A 13,881-nucleotide genomic window follows, 5' to 3' on the forward strand; every position below is an offset into this window, starting at 1 on the left:
TCACCCCATGAGCTGGTGGGCGTTGACGAAGTCGTACGGGGCGAGCGGGCCGAGCAGCCGCATCCGGATCAGCTCCCGGCGCTGCTCGGCGTACTCCTCGACCGCCGCGACGAACTCTTCCTCCCGGTCCTCGTCGACCAGGAAGGCGGCGTTCGCCGCGTCCAGCTCGTTGCTCGGCGCCCGGGGCGCGCTCGCCACGACGAGCGGGGCGAGCGCGTCGGACAGCTGCCGGTTCTCCGCCTCCCGGCGCAGTTCGACCGCCTGGCTGATGATCTCGCCGAGCCGGATCCGCTGCGGCCGCGTGGCCGCCTCCTGCTGCCCGCGCACCTGCTGCGCCAGCTCGGCGGCGGTCGGGTTCTCCGCCAGCACCGCCGCGATCAGCCTCGCCTCGTCGTAGCGGCCGTGCACGGTGTACTGGATGCGGCCCTCGAACTCGTCGAGCGCGGCGGCGAACCGGTCGTGGTGCGCGTCCAGCAGGTCGGCGACCGCGTCGGGACCGGTGACGACCGTGCCGAAGCGCACCGGCAGCACCGGGGCCACCGCCGCCGTGCCGTCCACCAGTTCCTGGTACGCGGTCAGGTCGGCCGGCCGGCCGATCGGCTCGGTCAGGCTCACCTCGCTCACCAGCGCGGCCAGTTCGCCGTGCCGGACCGCCGCCACCTCCCCGGGCGGGTCGCCGACCCCGGCGGCGTCCGGGGTCGGCTCCACGTCCGAGGGCACGATGCCGTAGATGAACAGCCCGGTCTCCTCGGCCATGCTCACCGCTCCCCGTCCCGGCGCCGCCGGGGCCGGTCGCGGTCCCGGGGGTGGCCGCCCTCCCGGTCCCGGGGCTGTCCACCCTCGCCCGCGCCGGCGCCGAGCCCGCCGACGGTGTCCCTGACCGCGCCACCGAGCGCACCGACGGTCCCGCCGATCCCGGACACCGCGCCGCCCGCGCCGAGCGCGCCGGCGGCGTCCCCGACCAGGTCGGACAGGCCCTTCTGGTCCTCGGGGGTGATGTCGAAGCGGTCCACCGCCTCCGCGAAACGCAGGTACGTCTCGATGCTGGCGATGGTGATCCGGGCGTTGATCTCCAACAGTTGGATGCCGACCACGTCGACCGAGACCTGGGCGTCGATCACCACGCCCTTGTCCAGCACGGTCTCCACGACGTCGGCCAGGCTCGAGCCGGCTCCGCCGCGTTCCAGGGCACCGCCGACCGGGCCCCCGCTCGTCGAGACGGTCACTCGCGCTCCTCCCGTCGGCGGCGGACCACGGGTCGGCGGGGCGCCTCCGGGGACCGGCGGTCCCGGGGTTCCTCCCGGGGGCGGCGCTCCTGGGCCGGCTGGGGGCGGCGGGCCCGCTCCGGGGCGCGGCGGCGCGGCGGGGGCTGCTCCTCCTCCGGCTCCTCCTCGTAGTCGCCCTCGTCGTACTCGTCCTCGTCGTACTCGTCCTCGTACCGGTCCTCCTCCGCAGGACGGCGGCGCTGGGGCGGGCGGCGGCGCGCGGCGGGCCGACGCTCCTCGCGTGGCTCCTCCTCGGCTTCCTCCTCCTCGGGCTCGCGCCGGCCGCGCGGCTCGTGCTCCGGCCGCTGTCGCCCGCGCTCCTCCCGTGCCCGCTCCTCGCGCTCCTCCTGCCGCTCGCGCTCCTCCTGTTCCTCGCGCAGTGCCGTCTCGTGGTCCCGGACGACCTGCGAATCCTCGATCTCGCCGCGCCAGCCCTGCACCGAGTCCGGATCGAGGACGGTCTGGGTCATCACGTGCCGGACGAAGTGCTTCAGCTCCAGCCGGACCCGACGGCCCTGGGCCCGCCACAGGTTCCCGGTGTGCTCGAAGAGGCCCTGCGGGTGGTACTCCAGCACCACCAGGATCCGGGTCAGGTCGGGCGACAGTTCGTGGAAGCTCACCGTCCCGTCGACGGAGCCCTTCTCGCCCTTGGAGCGCCAGTGGATGAGCTTGTCCGGGATCTGCCGGACGATGGTGGACTCCCAGGTGCGGTGCGACCAGAAGACCTGCGCCTTCCAGGTCAGCTTCTCGTCCGACTCGGTGTCGACGTTCTCGACCTTCTTCATGAAGCTCGGGAAGTCGCCGAACTGGGTCCACTGGTCGTACGCGACGCGGGCCGGCACGCCGACCTCGATCGCCTCCACGATGTTGGTGACCTTGAGCTTCTTGCCGCCGCCCTTGCCGCCCTTGCCGCCCTTGCCGAGAGCCGACATGACCTTCTCCTTACCGCCGGCCACTCCGGCATGGAACATCGCCTTCACCGGTGAGCCGCCCTCGCCGAGCTTCTGCGCACCGGTGGCGGCGGCGATCAGGCCCGGACCGCCGCCCTGCTTCGCGTACTCGCTGAGCCGGCCGGTCGCGCCCGTGATCCGCTCGGTGACCAGGTGCATCGCGCGTTCGCCGATGGCGCTGGCCAGGTTCCGCGCCTCACCGGCGAGTTGCCCCCTGAGCTTGTCCCCGAGGCCACCCGGGTTCGTCGTGTCCGCCATGGTCACCGCCCCCGCTGTCCGGCGTCGGTGTCCGTGTCGCCACGGCCCTGCTGCCCGCCGTCGCCGTCGCCGCGGCCCTGCTGGCCGCCGTTCGGGCGCCCCTGCTGCCCGCCGTCGCCGCGGCCCTGCTGGCCGCCGTTCGGGTGCCCCTGCTGTCCGCCGTTGGCGTCGGTGTCCGTCCGGTCGCCGCCGGCCGAACCGCCGGCACCGCCCTTGCGACGCAGCGCGTCGGCCGAACCGCGCAGCTTGCCGCTGATCGCGTCGACGCCGCTGCCGGCCGCGGCGGTCGCGGCCGCCTTCGAGGCGGAGGCGAGGGGGGCGCCGAGGCGGCCGATGGTGCCCAGCTGCGGGGACGACTTGAGCAGGTTGCCACCCGCCTTCAGCAGTCCGCCGGGCTCCCGACTGGCCCGACCGGCCGCGACCGCGGCGGCCAGGGTGAGTGCGGTACGCAGCTTGCGACGGCGGCCGAGCAGGTAGCCGAAGCCGACCGCCAGCCCGATTCGTGCTCCGCTTTTCATCAGTTCTCCTTCGCTCCCCGCAGCGCCGGACACCTGACGGCAATGGTCTGGATAATGGCCGCCGGGGATCAGTTCACGCCGGACCGCACATCTGGTGTCCCGTTCGATCGGACCCGGCCGGCAGTACCCGTTCACCTATCGGCGAAACATTCCGGCGCGTTGTCGACGGCCATCCGTCGAGATCGGGAACAAGTGCCCGTTCGGGCACACGGAACGGACACCCCGGCACTGCGGAGCAGGAAGGACGTCAGAAGGTAAAGAACTGGCGAATGGCCGTCACGGGGTCGGCAGCGCCGAATCGAGGCATATTTCGGCGTACACCTTCCCGCCGTCCTGGCGCAATTTAGCGCCACATTTCTTCAGCACTGACACGGCGCCGTGATTGTCGACCGTGGTATCTGCGACGACGCGCCGCATTCCGGCCGCCGCCGCCTCGTTCAACAACTCACGCAAGGCGGCCGCACCGATTCCCTGGCCCCGCGCGGAGCGGCCCAGCCACATTCCCGTCTCGACGGTTCCCGGCCCGTCGCGGCGGCTCATCCGGATCATGCCGACCACCTCGCCGCCGGCCAGGATCGCGTACATGCAGGTGCCGGTCGGGCCGTCGAGGCCCCCGAAGCTCGCCCGGTGGAACTCCCGGAACGCCTCCCGCCGCGCGTGCGACCACCCCGCCGGGGCCTGCACCGGCGGCATCACGTCGCCGGGCTCCGCCTCCGCAGCCGCTACGGAGAGCAATGGCTCCAGGTTCTGCTCGTCCACCGGCTCCAACCGGACCGTTCCCGCCACGTGCCGCAGTCTGCCGCTCCCACCGGCCCGAGTCCACCCCATCGGGCTCCGACTGGCGGAGTGGCGCAAGGTACCAGCCGGTCGGAGCCCATCGTGTTCCACCTCACGCTCCGCTGTCGACCGATCCGGTGAGCCAGCCCGCCTACCGACCCGGGGGCGGCCGCCGGAAGTGCGCCCCCTCGGCCGGCCCGCAGGCGGGTCCGGGCAGCTCAGGGCCCTCCGGCCTCGAACTCGCAGAGCACCACCGAGGCGTCGTCGGCGGGCTTGTGCCGGCGCAGCCGGTCCGGATGGTCACGCTCCGCGACGCGTACCCGGTCGATCAGGGCACCCGGTCCCTCGGCGGTGGCCACGTCCAGCAGCCCCGCCCAGTCGAGCAGACCGAACTGCTCGACCAGGGCCGACGCGCCGTCGCTGAGCAGCGCCGCCCGGCGTACGGCACCCGGCCCGCGCAACGGCAGGGTGCCGGTCACCGCGTGGAACGCCGCGTCCGGGTCGGCAGCGGCCACCCAGTAGCCGTGGGTGCGGTTCATCCGCTCCCGCTGCACGCCGACCGCCTGACGGAACCGGGTGGTCCGGTCGGCGGACCCCGCCGGCACGGCCGCCACCGTGGCCCGCAACGCCGCCATGGCGGCGTCCAGCCGGTCGTCGGTGACCACGCTGACGCGCCCACCGGCGTCGAGCACCAGCGGGCTGTCGCAGAGCACCAGGTAGTCGAGGTGGTCGCCGCCGTCGCGCAGCAGGCAGACGGTGCTCGAGGGAGTGCCCGGGTGGTCGAGGTCACACCCGTCGCCGTGGTCGGCCCGCACGGCGAGGATCGCCGCCGCCAGGTTGCTCATGAGGGTCGCCGTCGGGCGGGCCGCCTCGGCCAGCCCGATCCGGGCCGCGAGGTGCCGGACGTACCAGGACGGCCCGTGCACGCAGCCCGTGTCGAAGCCCTCCGGCACGGTCGCGCCGTCCAGCACGCCGGCCAGCGGCCCGAACCGGAGAACGAGGTCCTCGTTGACGGGCCGGCCGGGCGGCGGCGCGGACGCGGAGCGTACCCGCATCGTCCGCGCCGCCCCGACCACCCGGGTCGCCTCAGCGGCGACGGAGGTCGTCGGCGGCCTCATGCGCCTGCCCCTGCGTCTGGTGGGCGGCCGACCGGCCCTGCTCCCGTACGGCGGACGCGCCGCTGACGGCGGTGGAACCGACCGCGCGGGCCGCCTCCTGCGCCGGCTCGCGCAGGTTGTGGCGCATCCCCTGGCCCACCTCGCGGCCGACCTCGCTGGCCTGTTCCCGCAGGTGTCCGGCCTGCGCACGCAGCTGGTCGGAGTGCTCGCTCACCATCTCCCTGGCCTGCCCGGCCCACTGCCGTTCGGGACGGCTCGCCGGGATCAGCGACGAGACCAGCAGCCCGGCGCCGAACGCGATCAGGCCGGCCGCGAGGGGGTTGCCCTGGGCCTGCTGGCGGGACTGCTGCCCGAGCGAGCGGGCCTCCTCCCGCACCGACCCGGCCGCGTGCGACATCTGCTCCCGGGACTGCTCGCCGAGCGCCCGCGCCGAATCGGCCGCGTGCGACATCCGCTCCCGGGACTGCTCCCCGAGCCCTCGCGCCGAATCGGCCGCGTGCGACATCCGCTGGCCTGTCGCCTGCGACATCCGCTGCGCGGCACCGTGCCCGTCCGACTGCACGCCCATCACCTTCTCCCTGGCCCGGGTGAATGCGCCGCGGGCCTGCCCGACGCGCTCACCGGCGACCCGCCGCGGATTGACCTTGTCGGCCAGCGCGTCGACGTCGCTGCTCAGTTCGTTCCGGGTGTTCTCGATCTCCCACCGGATCCGGTCCGGATCGTTGGACATGATCTGCTCCCTCCCGGCTGGTTCACCGGCCGCGCATCGCGTCCGGTATCTCCCCTGCGGTCTGCTTCGTGCGAGGCAGCACCACGCGGAGTCGCGCCATCTCCTTGCGCGCCCTGCCGAGCAGGACACCCGTGACGGCGGCCCAGATGACGGCCACGATCAACGCCGCCCAGCCCTGGTCCATCACGTTGGACAGCCCCCACCACAACGCGTAGGACACGAACAGCACCGTCAGGAAGCCGGCCAACGCGGCCCCGCCGAACATGCCGCCGACCCTGCCGGCCTGACCCGCCTCCTCGCGCAGCTCCGCCTTGGCCAGGTCGACCTCCTTGCGGACCAGCGTGGAGAAGTCCCGGGTCACGTCGCCCAGCAGCTCGCCGACCGACTGCGTCCGTTCCTTCTCGGGGGCGCTCACGGCGCCACCCCACCCGGGATGTCCGGCCCCTGCCGGCCGGGCGGCGAGGCGTTGCGCACCCGGGCCGTCCCGGTGTACGCCTCCTCGGCCACGTACGGCGCCTCGACCGTCCGCTCGTACGGCTGCGGCCCGGCCGGCGTGGGCGCCATGCCCGGTCCGGTGGGCGCGGCGGCCGGCGGGGTCGACGGCTGGCCCGTGCCCCGCGCCCCGTCGCCCGAGGCGGTCAGGTTGCGCGTGAGTCGACCGACCAGCATGCCGGCCAGGGCCGCACCGGCCAGGAAGGTGCCCGGGTGCCGGCGTGCGTACGAGCGCATCTCGTCGAGCACCGCCGCGGGTTCGCGCTCGTCGAGCCAGCCCGCCGCCTGCTCGGCGGCGTCCGCCATCCGGCGGACCGCCTGGCCGGCCATCCCGGAGTCCTCGCTCCGCTCCGCCATCGAGCCGAGCTCGCGCCCGATCCCGCGCAGCCCGTCGGCGGCCCGGTGCTGCTGCGCCCGGGCCTGGTCGCGCAACTGCGTGCCGGCCTCGCCGGTCAGGTTGCGCGCCTGCCGTCGGGCTTCCGAGGCCACCTGTCCGCCCTGTTCGGCGGCGGCGTGCGCGACCTGGCCGCCGGCCTGGGCCGCCTGGTGCCCGACCCGGGACGCCTCCTGCCGGGCCTGCTGTGCGGTGCCGGTCGCACCGTCCGGTGGCCGGCTCGGGTTGATCTGCGTCATCGCCCGCTCCCTCCCTCGGCCCCGGGCCACGTCACGGCCCGGAACGTGAACCGGCCGCGAGACGCGGCCCGGAACGACACCCGCGTACCCGCGCCGGTCGCCGACATTCCGTCCCGGCGGCGGGGGCAGAGTGGTGGGTCGCCCGGAGCAGTGCCAGGTCGAGGGAAGAGTGGCGGCCCGCGCGGTGCCAGGTCGACGTCGCCCCTCAAAACGCGGCGGGCGACGACAACGGGACCGGCCGGTCGCAACCGACTCGTCGGGGCCGGGAACCGGCCCTCGGGGGCGACAGCGGTCAGCGGCGCCGGTTACGGGCCCGCGAGGACCGCAACCGGCGGAGCCGACCGATCAGCACCGGTTCGACGGCGAGGGCGGCCGGGTTGTCGAGCAGCCCGTTGAGCAACTGGTAGTAGCGGGTGGCCGAGAGGCCGAAGGTGTCCCGGATGGCCTGTTCCTTGGCGCCGGCGTGCCGCCACCACTGCTGTTCGAAGGTGAGGATGCCCCGCTCCCGCTCGGTCAGCCCGCCGTGCGGCGGTGCGACCGCCACGGAGCCGGAGCCGTCTTCGCCGTCGGTGTCGTCCCGCGGCGGTGCGCCCGCCTCGCCGGATGACGCCACGGCGGTGTCCGGCTCCGTCGCCGGGCGGGGATGCGGGACGGCCGGCGCCCCGGCGACCGGGGCGCTGCGCGGCTGGGGGACGACGCTCGCGTCCTCCCGTTCCTCGCCGGTGGTGCCCGTCGCGCCGGAGCGGCCCGGCGCGGGCGGCTCGGTGGCGGCCGGGGCGGCGTCGGCGGGCTGCATGGCGCTCCTCGTGGGGCTGGCGGGCGGCACAGCACGACGCCGACCGGTGGGGAACACCAGCCTAACCAGGGCCGACCCGGTTCGCATCGGACGACGGTGCCGGCCGTGCGCCCTCCGGTCCGCCTGCTCCGCGCCCCGCCGATCCGCCGCGGACCGGCCGCACGGCGCCAACCGGGGCAGGCCCCTTCGCCGGCGAGGGCGGTGCGACCGGGGCCGGGGAGAGCCGCCGGCCGCACCGCCGGCGGTCAGGAGATGTCGCGCCGGCGCATCGCCCAGAGGGCCGCGCCGAGGATCACCACGAACCCGACCACCATCATCACCGAGGACTGCTGCCAGGTGATTTCGAGCGTGTCCGGTTCGCACTCCCCGAAGTAGGTCGCCTGGCAGGTGTTCCAGTCCTGCAGTGTCACCTTCTTCTGCATCCACGCCACGGCGTAGGTGGGCAGCAGCCACGCCTCGGCGAAGCGCACGCCGGCCATCGCCAGCAGGATGCCGAGGCCGAACTGGCCGACGACCATCAGGGCGATCACTCCGCCCAGGGCCATCGCGGTGTGCCGCCCCAGCGAGGCGAGCGCGAAGCCGATGGTCGCGGTGACCAGGGCGAGCACCAGCCCGCGCAGCCCGGTCAGGGCGAAGGACTGCCACGCCCCGGAGGTCATCTTCGCCGTGCTGCCACGGAAGACGGCGACCAGCCAGAAGCTGCCGAACCAGAGCAGCGTCGTGGGCACCGCCAGGGCGACCAGCCCGGTGAGCAGCGCCGCCAGCTTCGTCAGCAGCACGGTCAGCCGCTTCGGCCGCCACAGCAGCAGGTTCATCATTCCGCCGGTGTTCCACTCGGCCCCGACGAAGGAGGCGCCGACGACGAACCCGACCAGCGCCAGGATCGCCGCGAGCGGCAGCAGCGTCTCGCCGAAGCTCTCCCGGAAGTCGAAGGTGGAGGGCAGGAACCACTGCGTCTCGATCGCCTCCCGGGGCGGCGGCTGGATGGACGCGCAGTCCTCCGGGAAGTCGTCGGCCTGGGCCGTTCCGGCGGCCTTCGCCTTGTCGCACTCCGCGCGGTACTGCGCGTTGTGGCGGACGTCCCGCTGCCACTGCTGCTCGGCGGCGCGCTCGGCCTTCGCCAGCGTGGCGGCGTCGATCTTCTCGTTGGTGAGGAAGACCCCGATCACCACCAACGCGAGCACGAGCAGGCCCAGCAGGCTCATCCAGCGGGTGAAGCGCCGCTTGGTGAGCCGGCGCAGCTCCGTACGGTAGAGACTCACGCGCCCCACCCTCCTGCGGCGGCGCCGGGCTGTCCCGCGCCACCGACCTTCGTGGACTGGTCGACCTGCCGGTGCTGGCCGGGTACCGGCGCGGTGGCGGTCAGTTCGAGGAAGACGCTCTCCAGGTCGACGGCGATCGGGGCCAGCTCGCTGACGTAGAGGCCCTGTTCGGCGAGGAGCCGGGTCACGGTGGCCGGCTTGTCGACCCCGGCGAGCATCAGGTGGTCGGCCTGGCCCGTCACCCGGATCCCGGCGCGGGTCAGCGCCTCGGCGGCGACCGGCAGGTCGGTGACCGCCTCCAGCCGCACCCGGACCGCCCCCGAGGAGTGCTGGGCGAGCACCTGCTCCACCGGCCCGAAGGCCACCCGTCGGCCCAGCGAGATGATGGTGACGGAGTCGCAGATCAGTTGGATCTCGCCGAGGATGTGGCTGGAGAGCACCACGGTCATCCCCGACTCGGCGAGGCTGCGCGTCAGGGTGCGCATCTCCCGGATGCCGCCCGGGTCGAGGCCGTTGGCCGGCTCGTCGAGGATCAGCAGCTTCGGGTTCTTCAGCAGGGCCGAGGCGACGGCGAGCCGCTGCTTCATGCCGAGCGAGTAGGTCTTGACCCGCTCGCCGGCGCGGTCGCGCAGCCCGACCAGCTCCAGCACCTCGTCCACGCGCTGCTGCGGCACGTCGCCCGCGCCGGCGAGCAGGGACAGGGTGTCGCGCGCGGTGAAGTGCGGGAAGAACTGCGGGCTCTCGACGATCGCGCCGACCTGGCCGGCGACGGCGGGCAGCGCCGCGGGCACCTCGTGGCCGAGGACCGTCATCCGTCCGCCGTCGGGCCGGATGAGGCCGAGCAGCGTACGCAGCGTGGTGGTCTTGCCCGACCCGTTGGGACCGAGGAAGCCGTGCACCTGTCCTTCCTCGACCCGCATGTCGAAACCGTCGAGCGCGTTGCGGGTGCCGCGCCGACGGCTCTTGTACGTCTTGCGGAGACCTTCGATCTCCAGGACAGCTGGCAAGCTGCACCTCCCCCGATGGGTGTATGACAGGCGACACCATACGCGGTATGCAGCGGGCCGCAATACCCGGTATGCATCCGACGCGCCGACGGGACGGGGAAGGGACCTCCTCGACGCCTCAGGCGCAGACGACCGTGACCCCGGCGGCGCGGAACGCCTCCACCACCTCCGGATTGGCCCCCGAGTCGGTGACCAGCGTCTCCACCCGGTCCACCGGGCAGATCCGGGCGAAGGCGTGACCGCCCAGCTTGGACGAGTCCGCGATGATCACGACCCGCTTGGCCCGGGCCACCATCAGGTTGTTCATCGCCGCCTCGCCCTCGTGGTGGGCCGCGGCGCCGAGCTGCGGGTCGATCGCGTCCACGCCGAGCAGGGCGACGTCCAGGGTGACCTCGCGCAGCAGCGCCCCACCCAACGGGCCGACCAGCTCGAACGACTTCGGGCGGACCACACCGCCGGCCACCACCACCTTCATCCGGGAGCGGACCAGCAGCTCGTTGGCGATGTTCAGCGCGTTCGTGACCACGGTGAGCTGGGCACCCTCGGCACTGGTGTTCAGGTCGGGCCGGACGGCGAGCGCCCGGGCCACCTCCGTGCTGGTGGTGCCGCCGTTGAGGCCCACGACGGTGCCCGGCGAGACCAGCGCCGCGGCGGCGGCGCCGATCCGCTGCTTCTCCGCCGAGTGCTTGGCGGTCTTGTAGCGCAGCGGCAGGTCGTACGAGACGCCGTTGGCGACCGCACCACCCCGGGTCCGGGTGATCATCTGCTGCTGGGCGAGCTGGTCGAAGTCGCGCCGGATGGTGGCCTGGGAGACGTCCAGCCGCTCGGCGGCCTCCTCGACGCTGACCCGGCCGTTGTCGGTCAACATCTCGAGCAGGGCGTTCCATCTGGCGTACCGGTCCACCCGGGCCCCTCCAGTTACTGCGCGGTCGGTGATTGATTGCGTGCACAGTAGTGCGCGAAACTACGAGGGCGCAAAAACCTGCCTTGCGCGATGCCGGGGCTGGTTGCCACAGCCAGCCGGTTTCGCGCAGAATAACGCGCGAAAGGCGGCTCTAACGAGCCGTATTGCGCACCGCTCCCCTGCGTAGGAGTTCTCATGTCGTACGTCGACGCCGAGATCGCGAGCCAGCCCGACTGCTGGCGGGAGGCCGCGCGACTCGCCGCCACCGCGACGGACCGCCTCCCCCGCGCCGGCGAGCGGGTCGCCGTCGTGGGCTGCGGCACGTCGTGGTTCATGGCGATGGCGTACGCGGCCCGCCGCGAGCACCTCGGGCAGGGCGAGACCGACGCCTTCCAGGCCTCCGAGTTCCCCGCCGGCCGGCGCTACGACCGGCTCGTCGCGATCACCCGCTCCGGCACCACCACCGAGGTCACCGAGCTGATCGCCGCCCTGCGCGGGCGGGTGCCGAGCACCGTCCTGGTCGGCGACCCCGACTCCCCCGCCGTCGCGCTGGCCGACGCCGCGGTCACCATGCCCTTCGCCGACGAGCGTTCGGTGGTGCAGACGCGCTTCGCGACCACCGCGCTGGCCCTGCTCCGCGCCCACCTCGGCGACAACATCGACGCGCTCGCCGCCGACGCCGAGGTGGCCGTACGCGCCCCGCTGCCGATCGACCCGGCCCGCATCGAGCAGGCGACCTTCCTCGGCCGCGGCTGGACGGTCGGGCTCGCCCAGGAGGCGGCCCTGAAGTGCCGCGAGGCGGCCACCTTCTGGGCCGAGGCGTACCCGGCGATGGACTACCGGCACGGGCCGATCTCGATCGCCGCACCGGGCCGGCTGGTCTGGGCGTTCGGCGAGCTGCCCGACGGGCTGCCGGCGGACGTGGCGGCGACGGGGGCGGCCTTCGTACACAGCCGCACCCACGGCTGCCGCACGGTGCTGGGCAGTTGGGCCGCCGGCCGTACGCCGGTCGACCCGATGGCCGACCTGATCCTGGCGCAGCGGTTCGCCGTCGCCCTCGCCACCAGCCGGGGCCTCGACCCCGACGCGCCCCGGCACCTGACCCGATCCGTGGTCCTCGCGTGAGCTCAGCCGACGTCGTCGTCGCGCTGGACGTCGGCGGCACCGGGATGAAGTGCGCCCTGGTCCGGGGCGACGGCGTCGTGCTGCACGCCGAGCGGCACCCCACCGACGCCGGGCGCGGTCCGGACGCCGTGGTGGATACCGTCCTGGGGGTCGCCGAGGGACTCGCCGGCAGGGCCCGCGCCGACGGGCTCGACCCGGTCGCGGTCGGCGTCGTGGTCCCCGGGGTGATCGACGAGGCGCGCGGGATCGCCGTCTGGTCGGCGAACGTGGGCTTCCGGGACGTACCGCTGCGGGACCTCGCCCACGGACGGCTCGGGCTGCCCACGGCGCTCGGCCACGACGTGCGCGCCGGCGGCCTGGCCGAGGCCCGCCTCGGCGCGGGCCGCGACGCCGGGCACGTCCTGTTCGTCGCGATCGGCACCGGGATCGCCGCCGCCCACGTGGTCGGCGGCACGGCCGTCACCGGCGCCCACGGCGCCGCGGGCGAGATCGGCCACATCCAGGTACGCCCCGGCGGGCCGCGCTGCGGGTGCGGCCGTCCCGGCTGCCTGGAGGCGGTCTCCTCCGCCGCCGCGATCGGGCGGCGCTACTCGGCGCTGGCCGGCGTGCCGGCGACCGCCGCCGAGGTCGCCGGCCGGGCGGGCGGCGGCGAGGCGCTGGCGGCGGACGTCTGGCGGGAGGCAGTCGAGGCGCTCGCCGACGGCCTCGCCACCGGTCAGGCCCTCTACGACGTGGAGACCGTCGTGCTCGGCGGCGGGCTCGTGCGGGCCGGCGCGCGGCTGCTCGACCCGCTCCGGGCCGCGCTGCACGAGCGGATGACGTTCCACCGGGAGCCGCGCCTGGTCGCGGCGGCCCTCGGCGACGAGGCCGGCTGCCTCGGCGCCGCCCTGCTCGCCCTCGACACTCTGGAGAAGTGATGGCCAACCGGGTGACCGGCAAGGTGGTGACCCCGACCGGCGTGATCCGGCAGGGCTGCGTGGAGCTGGACGAGGGCCGGATCAGGGCCGTCGCCGAGTACCCGTCCGTGCGCGACGGGCACTGGATCGTGCCCGGCTTCGTCGACATGCACACGCACGGCGGCGGCGGACACACCTTCACCACGGGCGACGCCGAGCAGGCCCGGCAGGCGGCCGACTTCCACCTGCGGCACGGCACCACCACCCTGCTGGCCAGCCTCGTCAGCTCGCCCTTCGTGCTCATGCGCTCGGCCACCGAGGCGTTCGCCCCGCTCGTCGCCGAGGGGGTGCTGGCCGGGATCCACTTCGAGGGGCCGTACCTCTCCTCCGCCCGCTGCGGCGCGCAGAACCCCGAGTACCTGCGCGACCCGTCCACCGACGAGCTGACCGAGCTGGTCGAACTCGGCGGCGGGGCGGTCCGGATGGTCACCCTCGCCCCCGAGCGGGACGGCGCGTTGGAGGCGATCAAGCTGCTCACCGCGCACCGGGTGGTCGCCGCGGTCGGCCACACCGACGCCACGTACGACGAGACCCGCGCCGCCGTCGCGGCGGGTGCCAGCGTCGGCACCCACCTGTTCAACGGGATGCGGCCGGTGCACCACCGCGAGCCCGGCCCGGTGGTGGCCCTGCTGGACGCCCCGAACGTGGTCTGCGAGCTGGTCGCCGACGGCGTGCACCTGCACGACGGGATGCTGGCCTTCGCCACGTCGACGGCGGGCCCCGAGCGGGCGGCCCTGATCACCGACGCGATGGCCGCCGCCGGCATGTCCGACGGCGAGTACGACCTGGGCGGCCAGGCGGTCACGGTGGCCGACGGCGTGGCCCGGCTGGCCCGCGACGGCGCGATCGCCGGCAGCACCCTGACCATGGACGCCGCGCTGCGGCACGCGGTGGCCGCCGGGATCCCGATCGCGGACGCCGTCCGGATGGCCTCCACCACGCCGGCCCGCGCGATCGGCCTCGGTGACCGGTTGGGCGCGCTCCAGGTCGGGCTCCGGGCCGACCTGGTGGTGCTCGACGACGACCTGAACGTGGTCCGGGTGATGCGCGGCGGTTCCTGGGTGGAGTGACCGGCGGCCGGGCGGGGCGG

The 13,881-nt window shown here is 74.4% G+C and carries 16 protein-coding genes; 3 read left to right on the top strand and 13 right to left on the bottom strand.

Annotated features, from left to right (window positions below; genetic code table 11):
* From V6U77_RS00925 to V6U77_RS00985, 13 genes are all read right to left on the bottom strand, one after another.
* On the bottom strand, positions 1-756 hold the full coding sequence (locus V6U77_RS00925; protein WP_334604113.1) for a GvpL/GvpF family gas vesicle protein: 756 nt from the start codon (positions 754-756) through the stop codon (positions 1-3).
* 2 nt (positions 757-758) lie between these two features.
* A complete protein-coding gene (gvpJ, locus tag V6U77_RS00930) occupies positions 759-1,226 on the bottom strand; it encodes a gas vesicle protein GvpJ (RefSeq protein ID WP_334604114.1) in 468 nt (155 codons plus the stop codon).
* Positions 1,223-2,473 (bottom strand): SRPBCC family protein, encoded by a 1,251-nt coding sequence (locus tag V6U77_RS00935; RefSeq protein WP_334604115.1) that lies wholly within the window; start codon positions 2,471-2,473, stop codon positions 1,223-1,225. Before V6U77_RS00935 ends, gvpJ begins: the two co-directional genes overlap by 4 nt.
* 2 nt (positions 2,474-2,475) lie before the next feature.
* Positions 2,476-2,991, bottom strand: a complete 516-nt coding sequence (locus V6U77_RS00940) for a hypothetical protein (protein ID WP_334604116.1) — start codon at positions 2,989-2,991, stop codon at positions 2,476-2,478.
* 276 nt (positions 2,992-3,267) lie between these two features.
* Positions 3,268-3,777: a GNAT family N-acetyltransferase gene (locus V6U77_RS00945; RefSeq protein ID WP_334604117.1), complete on the bottom strand. Its 510-nt coding sequence runs from the start codon at positions 3,775-3,777 to the stop codon at positions 3,268-3,270.
* A 209-nt stretch (positions 3,778-3,986) separates the two neighbouring features.
* The gene (locus V6U77_RS00950; protein ID WP_334604118.1) at positions 3,987-4,886 is read right to left on the bottom strand and encodes a hypothetical protein; all 900 of its coding nucleotides are present in this window, start codon (positions 4,884-4,886) and stop codon (positions 3,987-3,989) included.
* The gene (locus V6U77_RS00955) at positions 4,855-5,616 is read right to left on the bottom strand and encodes a DUF3618 domain-containing protein (RefSeq protein ID WP_334604119.1); all 762 of its coding nucleotides are present in this window, start codon (positions 5,614-5,616) and stop codon (positions 4,855-4,857) included. Before V6U77_RS00955 ends, V6U77_RS00950 begins: the two co-directional genes overlap by 32 nt.
* Before the next feature lie 22 nt (positions 5,617-5,638).
* Positions 5,639-6,031, bottom strand: coding sequence for a phage holin family protein (locus V6U77_RS00960; RefSeq protein WP_334604120.1), 393 nt, complete (start codon positions 6,029-6,031; stop codon positions 5,639-5,641).
* Positions 6,028-6,741 carry a hypothetical protein gene (locus V6U77_RS00965; RefSeq protein ID WP_334604121.1) on the bottom strand — a complete coding sequence of 238 codons (714 nt, stop codon included), beginning with the start codon at positions 6,739-6,741 and terminating at the stop codon, positions 6,028-6,030. The genes V6U77_RS00960 and V6U77_RS00965 overlap by 4 nt, the downstream gene beginning before the upstream one ends.
* 292 nt (positions 6,742-7,033) lie before the next feature.
* Positions 7,034-7,537, bottom strand: a complete 504-nt coding sequence (locus tag V6U77_RS00970) for a DUF3263 domain-containing protein (protein ID WP_334604122.1) — start codon at positions 7,535-7,537, stop codon at positions 7,034-7,036.
* 245 nt (positions 7,538-7,782) lie between these two features.
* Positions 7,783-8,799 (bottom strand): ABC transporter permease subunit, encoded by a 1,017-nt coding sequence (locus tag V6U77_RS00975; protein ID WP_334604123.1) that lies wholly within the window; start codon positions 8,797-8,799, stop codon positions 7,783-7,785.
* Complete coding sequence (locus tag V6U77_RS00980) at positions 8,796-9,806, bottom strand: ATP-binding cassette domain-containing protein (protein WP_334604124.1); 1,011 nt, start codon at positions 9,804-9,806, stop codon at positions 8,796-8,798. Before V6U77_RS00980 ends, V6U77_RS00975 begins: the two co-directional genes overlap by 4 nt.
* Positions 9,807-9,924: 118 nt before the next feature.
* Entirely contained in the window at positions 9,925-10,710 is a 786-nt protein-coding gene (locus V6U77_RS00985; RefSeq protein WP_088998118.1) for a DeoR/GlpR family DNA-binding transcription regulator, read from the bottom strand.
* 195 nt (positions 10,711-10,905) lie between these two features.
* Here V6U77_RS00985 and V6U77_RS00990 point away from each other — a divergent pair, with 195 nt between their 5' ends.
* Genes V6U77_RS00990 through nagA form a run of 3 tightly spaced genes read left to right on the top strand, consistent with a single transcriptional unit; the run spans position 10,906 to position 13,861 of the window.
* Complete coding sequence (locus V6U77_RS00990) at positions 10,906-11,835, top strand: SIS domain-containing protein (protein ID WP_334604125.1); 930 nt, start codon at positions 10,906-10,908, stop codon at positions 11,833-11,835.
* On the top strand, positions 11,832-12,752 hold the full coding sequence (locus tag V6U77_RS00995) for an ROK family protein (RefSeq protein WP_334604126.1): 921 nt from the start codon (positions 11,832-11,834) through the stop codon (positions 12,750-12,752). Before V6U77_RS00990 ends, V6U77_RS00995 begins: the two co-directional genes overlap by 4 nt.
* A complete protein-coding gene (nagA, locus tag V6U77_RS01000; RefSeq protein WP_334604127.1) occupies positions 12,752-13,861 on the top strand; it encodes an N-acetylglucosamine-6-phosphate deacetylase in 1,110 nt (369 codons plus the stop codon). Before V6U77_RS00995 ends, nagA begins: the two co-directional genes overlap by 1 nt.
* Positions 13,862-13,881: the final 20 nt, after the last annotated feature.

Source organism: Micromonospora sp. CPCC 205546 (genome assembly GCF_036902715.1).
In the GTDB taxonomy this organism is placed as follows: Bacteria; Actinomycetota; Actinomycetes; order Mycobacteriales; family Micromonosporaceae; genus Micromonospora.